This is a genomic window from Vibrio anguillarum (assembly GCF_003390515.1).
GTDB lineage: Bacteria > Pseudomonadota > Gammaproteobacteria > Enterobacterales > Vibrionaceae > Vibrio > Vibrio anguillarum.
In genome coordinates this window covers 673,152-673,378 of record NZ_CP031479.1, presented here as the reverse complement: position 1 = coordinate 673,378, position 227 = coordinate 673,152, and the positions used below count along the sequence as shown (strand labels likewise).

Here is a 227-nt window from a genome sequence, read left to right as displayed (position 1 = left end):
TCCAAATTGTTAAAGAGCGAGTGGTATTCCTAACGGAACAAATCACTTTCTAATGACTTTCAGGGTCAAACAGACCAACCAGTTCAATTGCTTAATCTGGTTTGGCAATGTGCATCCAAAAATCCTTAGAGAGTGGTGGGCGATACCGGGTTCGAACCAGTGACCCCCTGCTTGTAAGGCAGGTGCTCTCCCAACTGAGCTAATCGCCCACATGTTTTTTCACATTT

The 227-nt window shown here is 44.9% G+C and carries 1 tRNA gene; it reads right to left on the bottom strand.

From position 1 onward, the window contains the following. Positions 1-133: 133 nt before the first annotated feature. A tRNA-Val gene (locus DD616_RS07185) sits at positions 134-209 on the bottom strand. Between the last annotated feature and the right edge of the window lie 18 nt (positions 210-227).